The sequence below is a fragment of the Acidaminococcus sp. BV3L6 genome, from assembly GCF_000468835.1.
GTDB classification, from domain to species: domain Bacteria; phylum Bacillota; class Negativicutes; order Acidaminococcales; family Acidaminococcaceae; genus Acidaminococcus; species Acidaminococcus intestini.
In genome coordinates this window covers 12,785-33,398 of sequence record NZ_AWUR01000038.1, presented here as the reverse complement: position 1 = coordinate 33,398, position 20,614 = coordinate 12,785, and the positions used below count along the sequence as shown (strand labels likewise).

At 50.2% G+C, this 20,614-nt stretch carries 12 protein-coding genes and 1 pseudogene; 1 reads left to right on the top strand and 12 read right to left on the bottom strand.

What is annotated here, in order from left to right; genetic code table 11:
- Nucleotides 1-7: 7 nt before the first annotated feature.
- The 12 genes and pseudogenes from hrcA to HMPREF1246_RS06885 all read right to left on the bottom strand — a co-directional run bounded on the left by hrcA (nucleotide 8) and on the right by HMPREF1246_RS06885 (nucleotide 18,149).
- On the bottom strand, nucleotides 8-1,054 hold the full coding sequence (hrcA, locus tag HMPREF1246_RS06935; RefSeq protein WP_014128365.1) for a heat-inducible transcriptional repressor HrcA: 1,047 nt from the start codon (nucleotides 1,052-1,054) through the stop codon (nucleotides 8-10).
- Between the two features lie 224 nt (nucleotides 1,055-1,278).
- Nucleotides 1,279-2,418 (bottom strand): radical SAM family heme chaperone HemW, encoded by a 1,140-nt coding sequence (gene hemW / locus HMPREF1246_RS06930; RefSeq protein WP_021737080.1) that lies wholly within the window; start codon nucleotides 2,416-2,418, stop codon nucleotides 1,279-1,281.
- 280 nt (nucleotides 2,419-2,698) lie between these two features.
- Nucleotides 2,699-6,265 (bottom strand): YadA-like family protein, encoded by a 3,567-nt coding sequence (locus HMPREF1246_RS06925; protein WP_231368258.1) that lies wholly within the window; start codon nucleotides 6,263-6,265, stop codon nucleotides 2,699-2,701.
- A 440-nt stretch (nucleotides 6,266-6,705) separates the two neighbouring features.
- Nucleotides 6,706-7,323, bottom strand: a complete 618-nt coding sequence (gene ttdB, locus HMPREF1246_RS06920) for a L(+)-tartrate dehydratase subunit beta (RefSeq protein ID WP_009014753.1) — start codon at nucleotides 7,321-7,323, stop codon at nucleotides 6,706-6,708.
- The gene (gene ttdA / locus HMPREF1246_RS06915) at nucleotides 7,323-8,222 is read right to left on the bottom strand and encodes a L(+)-tartrate dehydratase subunit alpha (RefSeq protein WP_009014754.1); all 900 of its coding nucleotides are present in this window, start codon (nucleotides 8,220-8,222) and stop codon (nucleotides 7,323-7,325) included. The genes ttdB and ttdA overlap by 1 nt, the downstream gene beginning before the upstream one ends.
- Before the next feature lie 54 nt (nucleotides 8,223-8,276).
- On the bottom strand, nucleotides 8,277-9,545 hold the full coding sequence (locus HMPREF1246_RS06910; protein WP_014128359.1) for an SLC13 family permease: 1,269 nt from the start codon (nucleotides 9,543-9,545) through the stop codon (nucleotides 8,277-8,279).
- A gap of 349 nt (nucleotides 9,546-9,894) precedes the next feature.
- Complete coding sequence (locus HMPREF1246_RS06905) at nucleotides 9,895-10,593, bottom strand: GntR family transcriptional regulator (protein ID WP_369794677.1); 699 nt, start codon at nucleotides 10,591-10,593, stop codon at nucleotides 9,895-9,897.
- A 69-nt stretch (nucleotides 10,594-10,662) separates the two neighbouring features.
- Nucleotides 10,663-10,869: pseudogene (locus tag HMPREF1246_RS11100) on the bottom strand (GntR family transcriptional regulator); the annotation flags it as partial.
- Nucleotides 10,870-10,959: 90 nt separating this feature from the next.
- Nucleotides 10,960-12,765 carry a translation elongation factor 4 gene (lepA, locus tag HMPREF1246_RS06900; protein WP_021737101.1) on the bottom strand — a complete coding sequence of 602 codons (1,806 nt, stop codon included), beginning with the start codon at nucleotides 12,763-12,765 and terminating at the stop codon, nucleotides 10,960-10,962.
- A 177-nt stretch (nucleotides 12,766-12,942) separates the two neighbouring features.
- Nucleotides 12,943-13,206 (bottom strand): 30S ribosomal protein S20, encoded by a 264-nt coding sequence (gene rpsT / locus HMPREF1246_RS06895; RefSeq protein ID WP_009014758.1) that lies wholly within the window; start codon nucleotides 13,204-13,206, stop codon nucleotides 12,943-12,945.
- Nucleotides 13,207-13,311: 105 nt separating this feature from the next.
- Nucleotides 13,312-15,684: an endonuclease MutS2 gene (locus HMPREF1246_RS06890; RefSeq protein WP_021737105.1), complete on the bottom strand. Its 2,373-nt coding sequence runs from the start codon at nucleotides 15,682-15,684 to the stop codon at nucleotides 13,312-13,314.
- Nucleotides 15,684-18,149 carry a DUF3656 domain-containing protein gene (locus tag HMPREF1246_RS06885; protein WP_021737089.1) on the bottom strand — a complete coding sequence of 822 codons (2,466 nt, stop codon included), beginning with the start codon at nucleotides 18,147-18,149 and terminating at the stop codon, nucleotides 15,684-15,686. Before HMPREF1246_RS06885 ends, HMPREF1246_RS06890 begins: the two co-directional genes overlap by 1 nt.
- 230 nt (nucleotides 18,150-18,379) lie before the next feature.
- Between HMPREF1246_RS06885 and HMPREF1246_RS06880 the strand changes: the two genes are divergently transcribed.
- Entirely contained in the window at nucleotides 18,380-20,479 is a 2,100-nt protein-coding gene (locus tag HMPREF1246_RS06880; protein ID WP_021737078.1) for a transglycosylase domain-containing protein, read from the top strand.
- The last annotated feature ends 135 nt before the right edge of the window (nucleotides 20,480-20,614 follow it).

Below are 20,614 nucleotides of genomic sequence, written 5' to 3'. Positions count from 1 at the left end.
GTCCTCCCTATTTTTCATCAATTTTATTCATGACCACCTTCAGGTAGTGATGAAGATAATCCATCACAGAAATGACCTTGCGGTATTCCATACGGGTAGGTCCCAACACGGCAAGGGTCCCAACGACCTGGCCATTCAGGCGGTAGGTCGCTTGGATCATGCTGCAGTCCTGGATGCTGGAGAACTTATTCTCGCTGCCAATGGTGACCCTTAATCCCGAGTCACTGCTGGCCTTTAGCATATCCTTGAGCATCTGTTCTTCTTCAAGGACGCCCAAGAGTTCCCGCATCCGTTCCGTATCCTTGAATTCAGGCTGTCCCAGGAGTTGTTTGGTTCCTCCAAGGAACATCTTGTCCTCCTGCTGGCCGGCCTTGACCTTCTTGATACGGCTTACGATGGATGCATACAGCCGTTTGTCCCCGGCAAGCATTTCCCGTACCTTTGCTAGGAGCTCCTGCGAAATATCATTCAGTTTGCGTCCATTAAGGTACTGCGAAACACGCTGGGCAATCTGGTCCAGCTCACTTTCTTTTACTCCGCTGGGGATTTCCACCACGCCATGATCGACATTTCCCTCTTCCGTGACGATGCACAGGATAGCCTGACCCTTGTTGAGGGGCAGGAACTTCATGTAGGAGAACGTAGCCTCGCTGTCCTTGTTTGCAAGGACGACGGATACGTTCTTGCTCATGCGGGACAGGATCTTGGCCGTGGATTGGAAGATGTCGTCAATGGTATGCACCCGCTGCCTGAACCAATTGTTGATGAGCGCCATATCGCTCGATGATAGGGTCAGGGATCCTTCACCAGCAAGGGAATCCACATAGAGGCGGTACGCCGCCGCGGAAGGAATCCGTCCTGCCGATGTGTGGGGCTGCTCCAAGAATCCAAGGAGCTCCAGATCGGACATTTCGTTTCGAATGGTCGCCGGACTGATACCAAGATTATATTTCCGAGCGATTGTACGGGATCCTACAGGCTCGGCCGTCTCGATGTAATCATCAATGACGAGTTGAAGTATTTTCTTTTGTCGTTCGGTCAGCACTGTAATCATCTCTTTCCCTGATTATTAGCACTCGAAACTTTAGAGTGCTAACATCTAATGGTTAAGATACACCTCTTTAGTCAAAATGTCAATACTTTCCCGAAAAATAATTTACAAAAAGCAAAAGCCTCAAAAAAGAAGGCCCCATGCGGGAAAAAGCCTATGGAAAAGGGCCTCCGCTGGGGTATTGTCCTTGGTGTTGGCTGCTCGCGTTCCCTTCATGGTGTGAGGTGTCAGTCCGTTGTGATGAAGGCTTCGAAGGCAAGGTTCCCGTACTGCATGCCAAGGGGCGTGAGACAAAAATGACCATCCTCCCATTTGGCCCATCCCTTATGGATGAGGTTCTCTATCTGAGGCCCGTAATCAAGGGCAAAGGAGCGCCCAAAGCGGGCTTCATAATCCAGGAGGGAGAGGCCTCTTACGGTACGTAGGTTCATGAAGATCATTTCTTCCCGCTGGACGGCAGGTGACAGGCATTCTATCTCCGGTGCCTCTCCTCTTTCGTAGGCCGCAAGATAAGCCGGGTTGTTCTCCCGTGTCCTGCCGTCAAAGCGCGTCGCTCCGGCGCCAAAGGCAAGGTAGGGATTGTAGTGCCAATAGACAAGGTTGTGCCGCGACTTGTCACCTGCTTTGGCAAAATTGGAAATCTCGTAGCGCTCGTAGCCGCCCTTGACGAGGCGGTCCATGATGAGGTCATACATGTTACCCGTCTCATCGTCTGTGGGAAGGATCCAGCGCCCTTGTCGGAGATTATGGGAAAGGACGGTCCCCGGTTCAACGGAAAGCCCGTAGATGGAAATATGGCTGGGTCCCAGAGCCATGAGTTCCGTCAAGGATGCCTCGACGCTTGCAGCCGTCTGCGTCGGATATCCATAGATAAGGTCACAGGACAGACGTGTAAACCCCACCTTTTTGCTGAGAAGGATAATGTGCCGCGCCTCATCCGCTGTATGGGTACGGCCCATGAGGCGCAGTTCGCTGTCCTCTAGAGACTGGATGCCAAGGCTCAGGCGGTCCACCCCCAACGCTCGCAGTCCCCTAAGGTAGGCTTCATCGACAGTTCCCGGATTGGCTTCAAAGGTCACTTCCCGCGGCGAATGGAGATAGCCTTTTTCCTTCAGGGCATGGAAAATGGCGGCGAGTTCCTCCAAGGATAGCAGGCTGGGCGTACCGCCGCCAACATAGACTGTCGCGCCGCGGCTTACAGGAAGGGGGGCATCATAGCTCCTGATTTCCCTGATCAGAGCCTTGACGTAGCGGGCGCGTGCCGCCCCATCCTGCCCCTGGTAGCTTATAAAATCACAGTAACTGCACTTATGCTGGCAGAAAGGGATATGGAGATAAATGCCTTGATAGGCTTCCCATGGATGCATTTGGAAGACTCCTTTATGTGTGATGGGGTTATTGTAACATGGATGAGAAGGTAGAAGGGTATATTTTTATTCAAGAGCAAAATCGCTCCGCTTCTCCAAAATAACGTGTCGTCATCTCCTGCGCCCAGCTTATGAAAGAGGAAGGGGGTTACAATCCTCGTCCCATATGGGCTCATCTACTTTGTCGCCCACGATTTTACTTTTTCAACGTACACACGTCTTTTGAAGCCGCGTAATCAGAAAAAGGCTGCAAAGCGATGCTTTGCAGCCTTTCTTACGCTTACTTTTGCGTGATCAGGCGTTTCAGGTCGAGGAGTTCTTTTTCAAGACTATCAATTTTATTTGCCTGGATTTTCAGCATTTCATCTTGATGTTCAATCTTGGCGTTCTGGTCCATGATGGTCTGCTGCATGGCAAGCGGACTAGCCTTTGGCTTCCGGCCCTTTGTGCCAAAGCGGAAAGTGACACCGCCACTCATCATGGCATCGCCGTTGCCAAGGGTGCCGCCAAGGTTATACATGACATCTTCATTCGGACGGTAGAACAGGCCAAGGGCCGCTGCATTGGCCGCTTTATAGTGACCATAACCGAGAGCAAATTCAAATTTGCTGTCCGGATCCCATTCCAGGGGATGGAGCGCTGCCAGGGCGGCTGCGCCAGCGCCAGCACGGCTCACTTCGTGGGTCATGCGGCTATTGAGGCTCTCTACGCGGTGATCAACATAATCCACATTAGCTGCACTCGTCGGATCGCTTGGATCTGTGGCAATTCCGGTAATGGTCCTCGTGACACCATCTTTACCACGAACATCGATGGTCTTTGCCGTCCCAGTCTGATCGATATTGATGGTCACGCCATCGGTTTTCATAAGGGTATTTCCATCCACCTCTTTAAGAGCGTTATAGAGAGTGTCGCCGCTGATGAGCCGATGGTCACCGCTTTGGGATTCGCCCGTGCCAAGCTTCTTCTGCCAGCTTGTAACATCGGAATCCGTGAGATTTCCTGCATCGCGGTCGGCCTTCTTATCCATGTCCTCTTTCATGACATCTTTGATGGCACTGTCATCAACGTTAACGGCATAGGAAATGTTGCCATTTGTCTCCGTCTTCGTCGTTACGGTCGTGTTCTTCCCATTGACGACCTTCACCGCATCCTGGGCAAGGTTCTTGATTGTCGTCTTTCCTTCATCCGTAACGTTGGAAAGATCCGTCTTGGCATAATTGTTGTCCAGATTATCGGTGATGTTCTTGATGCTTGTAATATTGTCTGTGTTCCTCTTCACCTGGTCATCAAGGTTCTTCAGGTTCTCTCCTGCAGTTGCATCCTTCTTGACGTAGGTGCCGTCTTCGCTGACGCGGGTTTCATCCTTGATGGCTTTTGCCACCGTATCGCCCGTCACAAGACGGTTGTCACTTTCTTTCACCTCGCCCGTACCAATGGCCTTTCCCCAGCTTTCGGCATTCTTCTTCTGGTCTTCTTCGGAAGCGGCCGTTCCGTCGGCGTTCTTGAGGTTGCTGCCAATGTTCGAAGCATCGATGTTAGCTTTCTTGTCAAGATTTTTGTTTGTATCCTGCGAAGCCTTATTTAGGGCATCGTAGACTGTATCGCCCGTCACAAGACCGCTGTTCCCTTCTTCGACCTTGCCGTCACTGGCCACATCGACCTTGAAGGTTTTCACCCCATCCACCTCACGGGAGGAAACAGTCGTATAGGACCCATTTTCCATATCGATGGTGCCTTTGGCGAGGTTCTTGATGACCGTCTTACCGGCATCGGTGATGTTCGTCAAATTCGTTAGGTCCGTAATGTTCTTCGCATTAGTACCCACCTGTTTATCAAGGGCAAGGAGGTTGTCACCAGTGGTACTCGCCATCTTGACATAGGTGCCATCTTCCTTCGGACGCACTTCCGTATAGACCGTTCCGCCCGTTACAAGCTGGCCATTATTTTTATCAATGGTGCCCGTACCAACGGCGCTGCCCCAAGCGTTGAGGTTCTGCTGGATGGCATCATCCGAAGCAGCCGTCGAGCCATCGTCCCCTTTGAGGTTCTTGCCGACGTTCGACGCATCAATATCGGCCTTGTTACTGACCTTCGTATCCATGTCAGTATCGATGGCATTTTTGGCATCCTCAATGGCGTTATACACGGTATCACCGGAGACGAGGTTTGCGTCGTCTTTTGCGACCTTACCATCATTCTTTGCAGAGACAGTGTACGTAACGGAAGAACCGTCCGTCGCTTTTTCCATCTGCACTTCTACGCGGTCGCCGGCTTTTACTGTGACGGCCCCTACAGCAGCTTTCTTGATGACCGTTTGTCCGTCAGCTGTAATATTGGAAAGATCTTTCAGGTTCCTAATATCTGTCGCGTTGCTCGCAATGTTCGACGTATTGGTGGAGATGTTGTCGGCATTACTCTTCACCTGTCCATCAAGGGCCAAAAGGTTATCACCCGTCGTGCTTGCCGTCTTGACATAGGTCCCATCAGATGAAGGCCGCACTTCGCTATAGACCGTGCCGCCCGCCACAAGGTTCGCATCGCCGGAAGCAACAGCACCATCATTGTTGACGCTTATCTTGTAAGTGGCAGCCCCTGTCGTTTGGTCCGTTTCGCTTGCTACACTGATGCGATCGCCTGCCGAAACTTTTGTCAGCTGATCCATGGTTGCCGCATCGTGACCATCTTTACCGTATCCTACATTGACCAAGCGATTATAAAGGTTGCTGCTATAAGTCTGTTCCTTTACGGTTCCTCCCCCGTTCACTGTATACGATGTTTGATAATATTTATCACCTTTGTTATGTCCGACGGAAATGGTTCCTGCTTCCGTGGCCACGGCGCCTGCACCGATGGCAACCCCTTTTTCAACATTTGCTGACGCACCGATGCCAATTGCAACGGCATCTTTTGCCGTATCTGCGGTTGAAGCACCGCCAAGGGCAACAGAATATTGTCCTTGAGCAGCCCCTTTTTCTCCCCCTACCAAAACTGAATAGAGCCCACTTGCAGCATTAGACCAGCCGCCTAAAATGGCAGTCCCCGTTCCGGACACCGTATTGCTGGCCCCGCCATAAACAGAAGTCAGCGTACCTGCTGTCATATTATAGGTTCCGCCAAAAATGCCCGCCTGTCTTCCTCCAACGGTATTTTTTGTTCCCCCAATCAGAACGGACTGGTTAGCATTCCCTGAAGACTTGTTTACCGTTCCGCCAACAAATACAGTATCCGTTCCACTCGTCAGTTCGTGTTGATTCCCACCAATGATGATCCCGTTTGCCGCACCATTTTTATTATTTGAGCCTCCAATGATTGTGCTGTTGGTGCCGCTTGCTGTATTGGTATTTCCGCCCATAATAGACGCATTTTCCCCTGAAGCCGTATTGGTGGAACCACTTACAACAATGGAGTTTCTCCCTGAAGCTATATTATTGGCGCCGCCCGTAACAACAGAATAAACGCCAGAGGCCGTATTTCCCGATCCCCCTAAAACAACGGAATAATTTCCGCTGGCCGTATTGTATTGGCCGCCTAGGACCTGTCCGTATAGCGCAAGAGGTGCCGTTGCGGTTCCAATGCTGCCGCTATCAGTAACAAAGATTTGCCCTGCGTGGCCCCACCATGAATTGGTTGAATCAATGAAAGCATAGTATAGATCTCCCGTTGTTTGGGCAGTCGTACCGCCTGATGTCTTATAATCCATCGAGACCTGTTTTTCCGGCGTGATTTCCGCGGCGTACCCCACATTTCCCACAATCCTGCCTTGATTAAAAGGCAAAAGCGCGGTCACTCCCCATACGGTCATAGATGCCATGGTCAAGATAGCAATCTTTTTACGCAAGCTCATTGTCCCTCTCATCGATCTCCTCCTTGTTTTCCTTCAGTCCCCCATGGTATTTTTCTCTTTTATCCATTTTTTCTCTTTTCAAATTGTAAAATAGGCATAATGAATCGTTTCGTAAACTAAGTTTATTATTTACAGAATATTATGCATTTTAATGATAACTAATTATTTTAGTTTCTTTTTTATATCTATATTCTTATTCATGTCTGATCATTCTATAAGGAATTTTGTTATATGTCAATAATATTTTTTAAATAAAATAGATTCATAATATATATATTATTGGTAATCATGTTTAAAAATCGATTATATTCATAGAATACAACTTTCACTTTAAACGAATTACTCATTTAATTTATATATAAAAATCGGCCATTTTCTTACAAATTCGTAAGAAAATGGCCGATTGATTCAGAGACTTACTGAGTTAGGGAACGACCTGATTACTTTATGAACCCAACCTGCTTGCTGATTTCAGCATAGACCTGTTCCGCCGTTTTACGGTATTTCTTCTTATTTTCTTCAAAAAGGTTGTCCCCGTGAGTATCAATGGCGACAATCAAGGGCCCTAAGGTATCGACTTCACTGGTCCACAGGGTTTCCGGCATCCCCAAGTCTTCCCACTTACGGTCAATGATCTGCTTGAAATTGACAGCACTGACAACGGCGCAGCCAGCCGGAAAAACGCAGAAGATACAAGTATCTTCCTTGCAGGCTTCCTGGGTCCCCTCCCCCATGCCGCCTTTACCGACAATCAACTTGACGCCCGTTTCCTTGATGAAGGCCTTTTCAAATTTTTCCATTCGCATGGAAGTCGTCGGTCCAATGGAGACCATTTCGAAGCGATCCTTTTCGCCGGCAATGGGGCGGACAATCGGCCCGGCATGGAAGATGGCCCCGCCTTTGAGGTCAACGGGAAGTTCCCTTTTTTCCTCGATGAGGCGGCGATGGGCAACGTCACGACAGGTCGTAATGTGACCGGTCAGGTAGACAATGTCACCGATTTTGAGGTTCTTGATGTCTTCGTCCTTGATGGGCGTATGAAGGATAATCTTAGCCATTAAAATTCAGCTCCTTTGTGGGTAGTAACAGTATAATGCAGATCCTTATCAAAGATGATGTGACCGCGGCGATGGTTCCAGCAGCCAATGTTCACGGCAACACCGATGGCCGATGGATGGCGGGCTGTATTGACGATATTGACGCCCAGTACAGAGGCCGATCCTGTCATACCCTGCGGGCCTAGGCCAATCTTATTGATGCCTTCTTCCAAGAGCCGTTCCATCTTGGCTGCCCGTTCGTTCGGGTTATGGGACCCGACAGGACGCATGAGGGCCAGTTTTGAATTAAGGGCCGCTGTTTCAACGCTGGTTGCAACACCAACACCAACGAGGAAAGGAGGGCAGGCATTCGGGCCATAGCTGACCATTCTTTCAAGGACAAATTTCGTAACGCCTTCATACCCCTCCCCTGGCATCAGGACCATGGCATGACCTGGAAGGGTGCAGCCACCGCCTGCCATATAGGTATAGATTTCGCAGGAATCAGAGTTTGGTTCAATGGACCAAAATACGGAAGGGGTTCCTTTACCGACATTTTTCCCCGTATTGTATTCGTCAAAGGTTTCTACACTGTTATGACGGAGCGGGGTCGTAACCGTCGTGCGGATCACGGCTTCACGCAGCAGTGCTTCCAAGTCGTCAATGAGAGGGAACTTGGTTCCGCATTTTACAAAGAACTGCAGCACGCCCGTATCCTGACAGGACGGACGGTCAAGCTTTTTGGCAAGCTCCATGTTCTTTTCATAGGTTTCATATAGCAGTTTGGCAATGGGTACGGTTTCCTTGGAAGCCAGTTCCTTTAATTTGTCTGCAACATCGTCCGGCAGGACCTTGGACGTATACCCGACAAACCGAGCCATGATATCGGTCATCTGTTCAACTTGTTCAGTGTGTGACATTTAAAAATTCCTCCTTATTAATAACTGCCTAGCTTGATATGGGTCATCATTTTCTCAAGGATAAAATGGGAAAATGAGGGGAAGCAAAATGAGACTGATAATAGCGGAAACCACAATCATCGGAAGGCCTGCCTTGACATAATCATTGAACGTATACCCACCTGGGGCAAAGACCATCATATTGGCCGGCATCCCGATAGGAGTGGCAAAAGCAAGGGACGCTCCGATGACGGTAGCGACGACAACGGCCTTGGGATCCGCCCCCATTCCGGCTGAGATATTGAGACTGATTGGTACGAGAAGGGCAGTCGTGGCAAAGTTGCTCATAAAGTTTGTCATGAGGGTCGCGAGGAGAAAGACCACCACGAGCAGAGCAAAGGGAGACGCACTGGGTCCCAAGGCACTAATGACCGTGTCAGCAATCATCTTGCCGGCGCCTGTCTTTTGAAGGGCTTTGGCAAGGGCCAAGGTGCCGCCATAAACAAAGATGGTCTGCATATCAATGGAACGATAGGCCGCCTTTTCGCTGATAGCGCCGCAGGCCACAAGGACAACTGCACCGATGCAGCCGGAAAGATAGAACTTGATGCCAATCTGCTTTTCAAAGATCATGGCAAGAATGGTAAGGACCATGACAACCAAGGAAACCATTTGTTTCCATCGCGGCACATCGGAAAAGTCCTGCTCCTCATCATACATGGAATCTCCCATGTTCTTCGTTTTTTCCGGCAGGAAACGATACCCGACACAGGCAAAGAAGGCCGTACTGATCAGAAGAATAGGAAGACCGACAAAGCCATATTCAAAGAAACTGATTTCAACACCTACATTCTGAAGCGCGGCTTTTCCTAAAAGGTTGCCCGGAGCGCCGATAATGGAGAGGTTCCCGCCCATGGCAGCAGCAAAGATGAGGGGAAGGAGCAGGCGGGAACGGGAAAAACCAGATTTTGATGCCGTTCCAATGACGATTGGAATCAAGATAGCGGCCGTTCCTGTATTGGAAAGAAAGCCGCTCATGATGCCCGTCACAAGCATGACCGCAACAATGAGTTCCCGTTCCGTATGGGCGAATTTGGTGACGATGCCGCCCACCCGATTGGCCATACCGGTTTCAAAAAAGCAGCCCCCAATCACGAACATAGCAACAAAAAGGATCAGATTGTTATCGACAAAACCACCAAAGGCATCCTTGGGACTGAGGACTCCTGTAAGAACCAGGACAAGGAGCGCAATGATGGACGTAACCGCCAGTGGAATCTTTTCCCAAACAAACATAACAATAACAAATAAGAGCAGTGCCAACGTAATGGCAACGGGTGACATAGCAATTCCTCCCTTAGATAGAATTGGCGCCATTGGATACATTTTAAAATATACATTTGTATTTTATATTTAATAAAGTATCCATTTCTTGATTAGACTATATTCCAAATTTGATATTTCGTCAAGAGAATCATAGAGTTTTCTGTTTTTTCCATACAATTAACGAAATGCTCTTACGAATATTATCTAATTAGTCGAGTTTTTATCAGGTGTTTTCCATTCTGCTCATAAAAAAAGAGACTTTCCGAAAATCACTTTGTGACTTTTGGAAAATCTCGTCTCTACGAGTGCGCCAACGCAGGCACTGCTATCCATTTTTGTTTGTTTATAAAATAGATATATCCATTTTTTATTTTTCTTCCCTTGTGACAAAGCTGCGGTAATTGGTGAGCACGTCTTCCATGCTGCGCTTCATATGGGCAACCATGAGCGCCCTCGCCCGCTTGCCGTCATGGGCCCGCAGGGCTTGCATGAGCTCATCGTGCTCTATGCTGGAAATCTTGGCATATTCCTCTTCGGTGACCAGATATCCCATGGATAGACCACTCCATAGATTGGCTGCAAGATGTTCCAATTTCTCATTGCCACAGGCTTTCCAAATGGCCATATGAAAGCTTTCGTTGTAGTCCTTATAAGCACTGTAATTTTTCTCCGCAAGGGACCGCTTCATATCTTTATAGACAGCTTCAATGCCGGAAATATCGGTCCCTTCCTGCGCTGCAAGATAAGCAGCTTCGCCTTCAAGGAGCGCGCGCACGGCATAGTGGTCACGAATGTTCTTAGTGCTCATGCCTAGAACAACGGCCCCTTTATTGGGACGCAGCCGGACGAGTCCCTGGGAAGAAAGCAGCTGCAGAGCTTCCCGCACAGGGGTGACGGATACACCCATCCTGCGGGCCGTTTCTTCCAAAGTCAGGACCGTTCCCGTCTCGATTTCCTTACGGAAAATAGCCTTGCGCAAATAGGAGGCGACCTGTTCCCGCGCGGGCAAGAGATTGATAGGCTGGATGGCCGTATTTTTGAGCGGTTCTTTTATTTTTTCCTGCATGGGTAGATCCAAGCCATCAGGGGAACCTTTTTTTCCCCGCACAATGATGTGGCGGTTGGAAAGCTTTTCTGCATAACCTTCTGCCACGAGACGATTCAAAGCCTCTCTTACAGGCATCCGAGAAACACCAAAGGATTTGGCCAGTTCCACCTGTTTCAATTCTTCACCAGCCGAAAGGATTCCCTTTTTGATTTTTTCTGAAAGGACCGAGAAGATTAGGTCCTGCGAGCTTACTTTTCCCTTAAGGAGAGCGTTTTCTTTCTTGTCAGCCTTCATGACAAAGGCCCCCTTCTTTGCTTTTTATGAAAAATGAACTGTCCGCCAGTCTAGGTAAAGAAAGGACAATCCCCGCAAGCAAGGAAATGCTTACTTTTCATCCATTTTAAGGATGGCCATGAAGGCTTCTTGGGGCAGTTCCACGGAGCCAACCTGTTTCATCCGTTTCTTCCCGGCCTTTTGTTTTTCAAGAAGTTTACGTTTACGCGTAATATCACCGCCATAGCATTTGGCAAGAACGTCCTTTCTCAGGGCACTGACGTTCTCACGAGCAATGATCTTGCTTCCGATTGCGGCCTGGATGGGGATTTCAAAAAGCTGCCGGGGAATGATCTTGCGCAATTTTTCCACAAGGGCGCGGCCCCGTACTTGGGCGCGGTCCCGATGGACAATGGCCGACAACGCGTCGACAGGATCCCCATTTAGGAGGATATCGACTTTGACCATATCGCTGGGCCGATATCCCGACAGTTCATAGTCAAGGGAGGCATAACCGCGGGATACGGATTTCAAGCGGTCAAAATAATCAAAGATGATTTCACTTAAAGGCAGGCTGTAGTGGAGCATGACCCGGTTTTCATCAAGATAGGTCATATTGGCATATTCCCCACGTTTTTCTTGGGACAGTTCCATCACAGGTCCCACATATTCCTTGGGTACGATGATGGTTGCATTAACAAAGGGCTCTTCTACATGGTCGATGACAGTTTGGGGTGGGAAAAGAGAAGGATTGTCCACCATTTCCACATCCCCATTCGTACGGACAACTTCGTAAATGACGTTGGGTGCGGTTGTAATCAAGGCGAGGTTATATTCTCTTTCCAGCCGTTCCTTGATGACATCCATGTGAAGGAGCCCCAAAAAACCGCAGCGGAAGCCAAACCCCAAGGCGGAGGAAGTTTCCGGCTCAAACATGAGGGAAGCATCGTTGAGCTGCAGTTTTTCCAGAGCATCGCGGAGGTTATCATAATCGGAATTTTCCACAGGATAAAGACCACAGTACACCATGGGAGTTGCTTTGCGATAACCGGGCAGGGCCTTGGCAGCGGGATGGTTTTCATCCGTGATGGTATCCCCCACCCGCGCATCGCGGACGTTCTTGATGGACGCGGCAAGGAAACCAACCATGCCTTCCCCCAGTTCCTCAACATTGACAAGGGCCGGTTTGAAGACGCCCACTTCCGTAACTTCATAGACTTTTCCCGTTGCCATAAGGCGGATCGTCATGCCCTTTTTAAGGCAGCCATTCATAACACGTAAGTAGAGCATGACCCCTTTATATGAGTCAAATTTAGAGTCAAAGATGAGCGCCTGCAGCGGTGCCGCGTCATCCCCTTGGGGAGCCGGGATACGGTTAACAACAGCCTCCAGGACCTCATCAATGCCAAGGCCCGTTTTTGCCGAGCAAAGAATGGCTTCCGACCCATCAATACCCAGGACATCTTCCACTTCCTTGATGACCCGGTCAGGATCGGCACTAGGAAGATCCACCTTGTTGATAACCGGGATGATTTCAAGGTCATGTTCCATTGCAAGGTAGACGTTGGCCAGGGTCTGCGCTTCAATGCCCTGAGTCGCGTCGATGACAAGGAGTGCGCCTTCACAGGCAGCGAGAGCTCGGGAGACCTCGTAGTTGAAGTCGACATGGCCCGGGGTGTCAATAAGGTTCAAGATGTAATCATTGCCGTCTTTGGCATGGTAATCAAGCTGGACGGCCTGGTCCTTGATGGTGATGCCCCGCTCCCGTTCAAGGGACATATTGTCAAGGATCTGGTCTTCCATTTCCCGCTTGGAAAGGGTCCCTGTCTTTTCGATGAGGCGGTCAGCAAGCGTGGATTTTCCATGATCGATATGGGCAATGATGGAAAAATTCCGGATTCTATGGGTCTGTGGCATGGATTGATTCTACCTCCAAGATTTCAATAAGCTAAAAACACCGCGCGGCATAAGCCGCGTGGGGGTTATTTTCATTATAGCATGAAGGATGGCTCCTTGTAAAAAAGCCGCTGCTGAAAAAGCTTCCGTATAGCAAAAAGACTGGCAGCCGAATGGCTGTCAGTCTTTTGGACTGTCTTATTTGACTGCGTTGACTTTCTTGGCTAAACGGGACTTTTTGCGAGCAGCAGCAAATTTGTTCACCGTACCCTTGCGGGCAGCTTTATCGAGTAAGCTTGCAGCGGTCTTAAGAGCGGCCTGAGCCTCATCCTTGGAACCAGCAGCAGCAAAAGCTTCAACCTTACGTGCAGTACTGCGGATTTCCGCCTTGACGGGGCCATTGGCAGCGCGGCGCTCAGCATCAGTCTTGACGCTACGAACGGAAGACTTAATATTCGGCATGTTTTCACCTCCACCAATTAGCTTTACCGAAACATTTTATCATTAATAGATATAAAAGGCAAGGAGTTTTTCCATAAGGCTCCTGTATGAGCCGGTCGGTTCCTTCTATTTGACGTACACGATGGTTGCTCCAAAACCGCCTTCGTTAAGAGGTGCCATTTCTGTTTTTTTCACATTGGGATGCTGCTTGAGGTATTCGAGCAGTCCCTTGCGAAGCATGCCCGTGCCCTTTCCATGAACCAAGCGGAAGCGGTCCATACCGGCAAGCAACGCGTCATCAATGGCCTTATCCACGTCAGGGATGGCTTCATCCACGGTTTTCCCCCGTACATCGGTCTGGATAGACGTATCCTGGGCCTTTTTAACAAAGAACTCATGACGGCTGCCGGAACTTTTCTTAAGCGTCCGGTACGTCTTTTGCGGCGAAACTGGCTGGGCCTTTGTGAGAATACAATCCTTCATGGACACATTCATCTTCATGACGCCGACAGCAACCGTCACATCACGGCCATTGACAGCTGTAATCTTTCCTTCCTGGCCCAGGGTCTTGACAAAGACCACCTTGCCAACAGCCGCGTTGCCGCTTGTAAGGCCCTGCCCTTCCGGCTCCGTGCGGCCCGAAATGGAAAAATTCTTACTAAGGGCCTTGCGGCTCATCTCAGCCAGCTGTTCGACTTTGGCGCTTTCCACGAGATTCTGCTGAGCCCGCAGTTCCTTGAGGATGCCTTGGCTTTCACGGCGGGCGTTGCGATAAAGCTCATCCGCTTCTTCCCGGGCCTTGCGAAGGATGTCATTCCGGCTCTTTTCAAGACGGGTCTTTTCTGCTTTCAGCTGGTTGCGGAGGATTTCCGTTTCCCGCCGCAGCGTTTCAATTTCATCCTTGCGGCTTTCGTATTCCCGCCGCTCTCCTTCAAGATTCTGGAGCACCCGTTCCATATTGCTGTGCCGCTCATTGATAAAGGTCCGTGCCTCATCAAGAATGTCTTCAGATAGGCCCAAACGGCGGCTGATATAAAAAGCGTTGCTGCTTCCCGGGACCCCCATAAGAAGACGGTAGGTCGGACGCAGCGTTTCCGGATCAAATTCGACGCTGGCGTTCTGCATGCCTTCATGTTCATAGGCAAAGGTCTTGAGCTCGCTGTAATGTGTTGTCATGATCGTAAGGACATGGGCCTTATAAAAATGCTCAATCATGGCCATGGCAAGGGCTGCTCCTTCTGTCGGATCGGTCCCGACACAGACTTCATCGACAAGGACCAGATCGCGATCCGTGGCTTCCCTTATTATGGAAATCATGTTCTTCATGTGACCGGAAAACGTGGACAGGCTCTGTTCAATACTCTGTTCATCGCCAATATCGGCGTAAATTCCGGAAAAAACAGGGAAAACCGCTTCTTCAGCAGGAAGAAAGAGTCCCGCCTGGGCCATGAGGGCAAAGAGGCCAACGGTCTTTAAGGCGACAGTCTTGCCGCCCGTATTGGGTCCTGTAATGAGAAGCGTCGTAAAGTCCCGACCCAGCTCAATATCAAGGGGGACAATAGAATCCTGCTCCAAAAGGGGATGACGGCCCTTGACAATACGCAGATTGTGATCAAGGACCATCATGGGTCGCCGCGCCCCAAGCGCCTCGGCATAGAGAGCCTTGGCCGAAATGAGGTCCACTTGGGCCACAACGGTAAGACTCTCAAGGATATGGTCTGCTTCAGCCCCTACATGGCTTGTCAACGTTCGCAGGATGCGTTCCACTTCCGCCTTTTCTTCAAGGATATACTTCTTGATGTCGTTATTGAGATTGACAACAGCCATCGGTTCAATGAAGAGCGTCGCCCCGCTTGACGACTGGTCATGGACAATGCCAGGAAAATTAAGGCGATATTCTTGCTTGATGGGGATGACATACCGATCCTCACGCATGGTGACGAGGGCGTCTTGGAAATATTTCTGGTTGTTTGGGTCATGCAGGAGGTCGGAAAGCTTATCCTTTACCCGGTTGCGAGCAACGAGGATGCCCGTTCGAAGGCCCGAGAGCTTCACCGAAGCTGTATCCTTGATATTGCCTTTTTCATCAAGGACGCTGGATAGCTGCTTAGAAAGGCGCGAAAAATCATAAAGCTCATCGCCGTAACGCACAAGAGCAGGCGCCGTTTCTCTTACCTCCTTAAGGAATGCCTTAAGGTCCAGCATCCCCGAAATGGCATCCTGGATGGCCTTGAATTCTTCCGGATCAAGAAGGCTGCCGACACGGGTACGTTTCACCAATCCAGAAATATCCGTAATGCCCCCTAAGGGAATACGCCGGCCTTCATCGAGGATACGGACCGCTTCCGCAGTTTCTTCCTGAGAAAGTTTGACCTCCTCAAAGCGGGAAGAACTCATCAGTTCCATGGCAAGACGCTGCCCCATGGCCGTACCAGCGTACTGGCTGAGTTTTTCCCTGACCTTGGTAAATTCCAATGTATTGATTGCAAATTTTGCCATTATAAGACACCTCTAAAATAATGGCCCCGCGTGGTTCCCGGTTCATTTTCCTCGACAAGGGTCACCCCGTCAAGAACGCCCCGGTACATGGCGGTCAGGACGCCAGTCTCTTCGACAGAAGCATTCCGGGCGTCAAACCGCAGCCGGGCAAGGCCTATCTTCTCCATTTTCTTTGCATGGGCCAGCATGGAAAGGCGCTGACCATTGAGGATATGCATCCGGCCAAATTGGTCCTGTTTCAACGGGAAACGGACTTTCTTCCGGTCCTCGAGAAAACCGGCTTCTTTGCAGTGATAATCACAGTGGCCTTGATCAAGATGGCCGAGGAAGCTGCCCTCTACACAATATTCGGAGACCATCATTTCAAGGGAGCCTTCGGCAAGGCATTCCAAGGGCAGGTTTGACTTCCTCGCAAGGCCCTCGACTTGGGAGAGCGTAAGTTCCGGAGACAGCGTGATGCCCTCAGCGCCAAGTTCCTGCCAAAAAAGGATGCTCTGGCTGTTAAAGGTATTTTGGTTCCAATCGACCCACAAAGGAAGTCCCTGGGCAAGGACCTTTTCTACAAGTCCGTTATTGCTCACGACGATTCCGTCAGGCGACAGGGCCTGCCAACGGGGTAGGACCTGATCATAGTAGGAAAGCTGTCCTTCGGAAACAATACGGCTCGTGCCGATATACCACTTCTTTCCCTTTTCCCGGACCCAGCCGCCAAGAGTTTCAAGGTCTTTCAGCGTCAAAAGAGGCAGGGTAAAACTGTCGCCGCCAACAATAAGGACGTCGGCGCCGCCTGAAAGGGCGGCTTTGGCCTTATCCAAGGTATCAACATGGACGGACAGTTCAGCATGGCGGCGCAGAGAATGATTGACAGGCTGGGACAAATTGCGGTCACTCCATTGAACCTTTTTGCGGGGCGGGCAAAAATCCTCAAGGCGCGCTTTCGTGAGAGCTTCTACAGCAAGACGGCGCGCTTCATTGATTTCACTCATGGGAACCATGACATTGTCATCGCACGTAAGGAGCAAGCTCCCTAAAGAAAATTCCGTGTTGCCCAGGCGGTCCACCTGTTTTCGCACCACGGTTTCATCAAGGGCATGCTTGCGAGCCCTTTCTACAATGAACTGAGTCTGTGCCGTCCCCGTATGACCTTCATCATCCGCAGCCGTAATGGTCATAGGCTTTCCGAAAGGAGCGGTCACATAAAAGGACAGGGGAATGCGTTTTTTATGTTCCGGGCCAAAGAAACTTTCAGCATAGATCATGAGTTCGTGGTCATTCGTCCGGAAAACGCGGTCGTTAAGACGGAGGCCTCGAGGTACGGAGATGGTAACCTTCTCGCCTACTTCGGCTACGTCACGGCTCTTTCCATTGACCGTCATGGCATCGACAATCGTTCCCACGCGGCCGCCGACGCTCACCCAAAATTCCAGACCGTCCCCCAGGTGCAGGGTCCGTTCGAGCTTGATCGTACCTTCCGTGTGATCTTTATTCAAGGAAACAACCCGGCCCAGAAGGATGCCGCGGTTATTGGGGCGGCGGTCACTCATCATGGTTCGTCCCGGCTTTTTCTCAAGATAGGCCGTCGTAAAATCACGGTTGAAGATCTGTTCAATGTGTTCACGATCTTTTTCAGGGACAACGTACTTGCCTGTGAAATAGCGGTCAATGGCGCGGCGGTAGATATCTGTCACGACGGCCACGTATTCAGGCCGTTTCATGCGCCCTTCGATTTTAAAGGACCGAACGCCGGTTTCGATGAGTTGGGGGAGGATGTCAAGGGTGTTCATATCCTTTGGACTCAAGAGATACTGACCGGCATCAGCGTTTTGGAGCATGTCCTTTCCCTCCTTGTTGACCAAGGTATAGGGCATGCGGCAGGTCTGGGCACAGCGGCCCCGGTTTCCGCTGCGGCTGCCGATGAGGCTTGACATAAGACACTGACCGGAATAACAGATGCAGAGTGCGCCATGCATGAATGTCTCGATCTCACCAGGCGTCTTTTGACAGATTGTTTTTAAGTCCTTTAAGGTGGTTTCCCTAGCCATGACAGAACGGGGCATACCCTGATGGTAGGCAAAGATGGCACCAGCGGAATTGGTAATGGTCATCTGCGTACTGGCATGCAGTTCCAGTTCAGGTACCGTGCGGCGGCAAAGCCGGATGATGCCAAGATCCTGGACAATGATGCCATCAACACCGATATTGCTGAGGAACGTGACATAGTCCCCCAGCGCCTTCATTTCCTCATCAGTGACAAGGGTATTGACCGTGACATAGATACGAACATGGTGCAGGTGAGCAAAAGTGATGGCCCGCTGCAGTTCTTCAGGGCCAAAATTTTCGGCATAGGCCCGAGCGCCAAAAGCAGAGCCACCCAGATAAACCGCATCGGCACCGGCAAAAACAGCCGCCTCAAGGGCCTCCCAGGTCCCAGCCGGGGCCAAAAGTTCAACATCTTCTCGTCTCATGAAAATCTCCTTATATCATAGAAAGAAAATAGCATAACAGAATTTTGAACTTATATTATATCATATTGAAAGTCCCAAAAGAAGAAGGACCTACCCTCCCTTCCCCTTTCGAGGGCCACAAGGCATGCGAATTCGGAAAGAATTTCTATTGCAGTCCGTCAAGTTGTGATATAATACGGTTAGCTATTTGCTTTTTCCATCAGATCAATCTAGAAACAGGAGCTGACACAATGACGTATAAAGGAAAAAGAAACTGGAGGAATCTCCTCAAGCCCCGAAATCCTCGGGAAAAGAAAAAATTAGGAGGCATGATTCTTTCGGCTGTCCTTGCCCTGATCCTTGTAGGGTTCATTTCCCTCACGGCTTTCTTTGCCCTGGCAAAGTTCACAACAGCCAAGATTATGTCAAAAGATATGGTGCCCATGGCGTCGTCCCAGTTCTATGACATCAATGGCGACCTGATTTCGACCGTTGATTCCGAAGAAGACCGTATCCCCGTTTCCATCAGTAAGGTACCTAAAAACCTGCAGAACGCGTTCCTTGCAGCTGAAGACATCCGCTTTTACCAACACGGCGGAATTGACTTCAAAGGGATTGCCCGCGCCATCTACACCTACATTCGTTATGATGAGGTCCAAGGCGGCAGTACCATTACCCAGCAGCTGGCCAAAAACTACTTCCTTACGCAGGAACGGACGCTGACGAGAAAGATCCACGAAGCCTTCATTGCACTCCAGATTGAACAGAAGTACACCAAAAAGGAAATTCTGGAAATGTACATGAACCAGATTTACTTCGGTCAAGGGGCCTACGGGGTCGAAACGGCAGCCAATACCTACTTTGGGAAACATGTTGAAGATTTGGATCTTGCCGAGGCCGCTATGATTGCCGGGATTCCCAAGAGCCCGAATTATTACAACCCGAAAGCCAATCCGAAGGCAGCCAAGGCCCGTCAGGAAACGGTCCTCAGCCAGATGGAAAAGTATAATTTCATCACGCCGGAAGAACACAAAAAAGCAAGTGAGGAAAAGCTCGAATATAAGAGCCTGACTTCAAATCCTGGCTCCAAAAGCTATTTCATCGACTACTGCATCCAGATCCTCATTGATAAATTTGGTCCCGATGCCGTCTATAAGCAAGGGCTCAAGGTTTATACCTCCCTTGACCCAACCATGCAGAAAGCCGCTGAACGGGCCGCAGCCCTGACGCCGACCTACTACACGGACAGCAATAAGCTTAAGCAGCCCCAGTCAGCCATTGTCGCAATCGATCCGAAAACAGGATACATCAAAGCCATGATTGGCGGCCGCGGGACGGACCAGTTCAACCGGGCCGTCATGGCAGAGCGCCAGCCGGGTTCCGCTTTTAAACCTTTTGTTTACCTTAACGCCTTGGAACATGGTGCCACACCAAACGACATTGTCGATGACTCCCCCATTCCCGGCAGCTGGAACCCGCAGAACTATGACCGCCGCTTCCACGGCAAAATGACCTATCGCCGGGCTCTCACCTATTCGTACAACATTCCGGCCATCAAGATCAGTGAAAAATACGGCAACAGCAATGTCTTGAAGCTTGCCAAGAAAATGGGCATTACGACCCTTGTTGAAGATGGACCCCAGTCCGATGACAACTCGGCCATGGCCTTAGGTGGCCTGACCCACGGCGTCACGCCCCTTGAAATGGCAGGTGCCTATGGCGCCATTGCCAACATGGGAAAATTCAACAAACCGACGCCAATCGTCAAGATTGTGGATCGGAACGGCAAGACCATCTACGAACACAAAGCAGACCCTGTTACAGTAGCTAAACCGAGCAGCGTCTATATGCTGATCAGCATGATGGAAGATGTCATGACCCGCGGTACCGGGCGCGGCGCTGCCATCAGCAGACCTTCTGCCGGCAAGACGGGGACCACGAGTGAATACCGCGATGCTTGGTTCGTCGGCTTCACACCAAATCTGGCCGCTGCCGTCTGGATTGGCGACGACAACAATGATTCCTTAGGCGGGATGACGGGCGGCGGTGAACCGGCCACCTTATGGCGGACCTTCATGACTTACGCCGTCGATGAACTGCCTGTGGAAGATTTTGAACGTCCCAGCGGCTTCAAGGAACCGGTTCGGGTAAGTGAACCCAACGATGACAAGAAAGCCGAAGAGGACAAGAAAAAGAAAGAGGCAGAAGAAAAGAAAAAGAAAGCAGCCGATGAGAAGAAGGAAGCGCAGGATGCCAAGCCTTCTGAAAGCGGTTCCAAAGCCTCTTCCAGCGAATCGTCAGCGCCTAAGAGCAGTATTGCTCCTCCGCCTGTCAGACCGCCAAAACAATAAGATCAGGAAGAAAGCTGCAGGATTCGGTCCTGCAGCTTTCTTGCAGAAGGATAGAAAAGGACTCCCCCTCTTTCTTACCTCGGTGGAAATTTTTTATTGAAAAAGGAGCATCCCTCCAAACAAAATCCTTGCTTG

What these genes read in the sequence shown, in the direction of transcription:
- HMPREF1246_RS06890 (WP_021737105.1), bottom strand. Translation starts at nt 15,684, where the DNA reads ATGGCAAAATTTGCAATCAATACATTGGAATTTACCAAGGTCAGGGAA.
- ttdA (WP_009014754.1), bottom strand. Translation starts at nt 8,222, where the DNA reads ATGTCACACACTGAACAAGTTGAACAGATGACCGATATCATGGCTCGG.
- HMPREF1246_RS06910 (WP_014128359.1), bottom strand. Translation starts at nt 9,545, where the DNA reads ATGTCACCCGTTGCCATTACGTTGGCACTGCTCTTATTTGTTATTGTT.
- rpsT (WP_009014758.1), bottom strand. Translation starts at nt 13,206, where the DNA reads ATGCCGAATATTAAGTCTTCCGTTCGTAGCGTCAAGACTGATGCTGAG.
- HMPREF1246_RS06885 (WP_021737089.1), bottom strand. Translation starts at nt 18,149, where the DNA reads ATGAGACGAGAAGATGTTGAACTTTTGGCCCCGGCTGGGACCTGGGAG.
- HMPREF1246_RS06880 (WP_021737078.1), top strand. Translation starts at nt 18,380, where the DNA reads ATGACGTATAAAGGAAAAAGAAACTGGAGGAATCTCCTCAAGCCCCGA.
- HMPREF1246_RS06905 (WP_369794677.1), bottom strand. Translation starts at nt 10,593, where the DNA reads ATGCAGGAAAAAATAAAAGAACCGCTCAAAAATACGGCCATCCAGCCT.
- hemW (WP_021737080.1), bottom strand. Translation starts at nt 2,418, where the DNA reads ATGCATCCATGGGAAGCCTATCAAGGCATTTATCTCCATATCCCTTTC.
- ttdB (WP_009014753.1), bottom strand. Translation starts at nt 7,323, where the DNA reads ATGGCTAAGATTATCCTTCATACGCCCATCAAGGACGAAGACATCAAG.
- lepA (WP_021737101.1), bottom strand. Translation starts at nt 12,765, where the DNA reads ATGCCACAGACCCATAGAATCCGGAATTTTTCCATCATTGCCCATATC.
- HMPREF1246_RS06925 (WP_231368258.1), bottom strand. Translation starts at nt 6,265, where the DNA reads ATGAGCTTGCGTAAAAAGATTGCTATCTTGACCATGGCATCTATGACC.
- hrcA (WP_014128365.1), bottom strand. Translation starts at nt 1,054, where the DNA reads ATGATTACAGTGCTGACCGAACGACAAAAGAAAATACTTCAACTCGTC.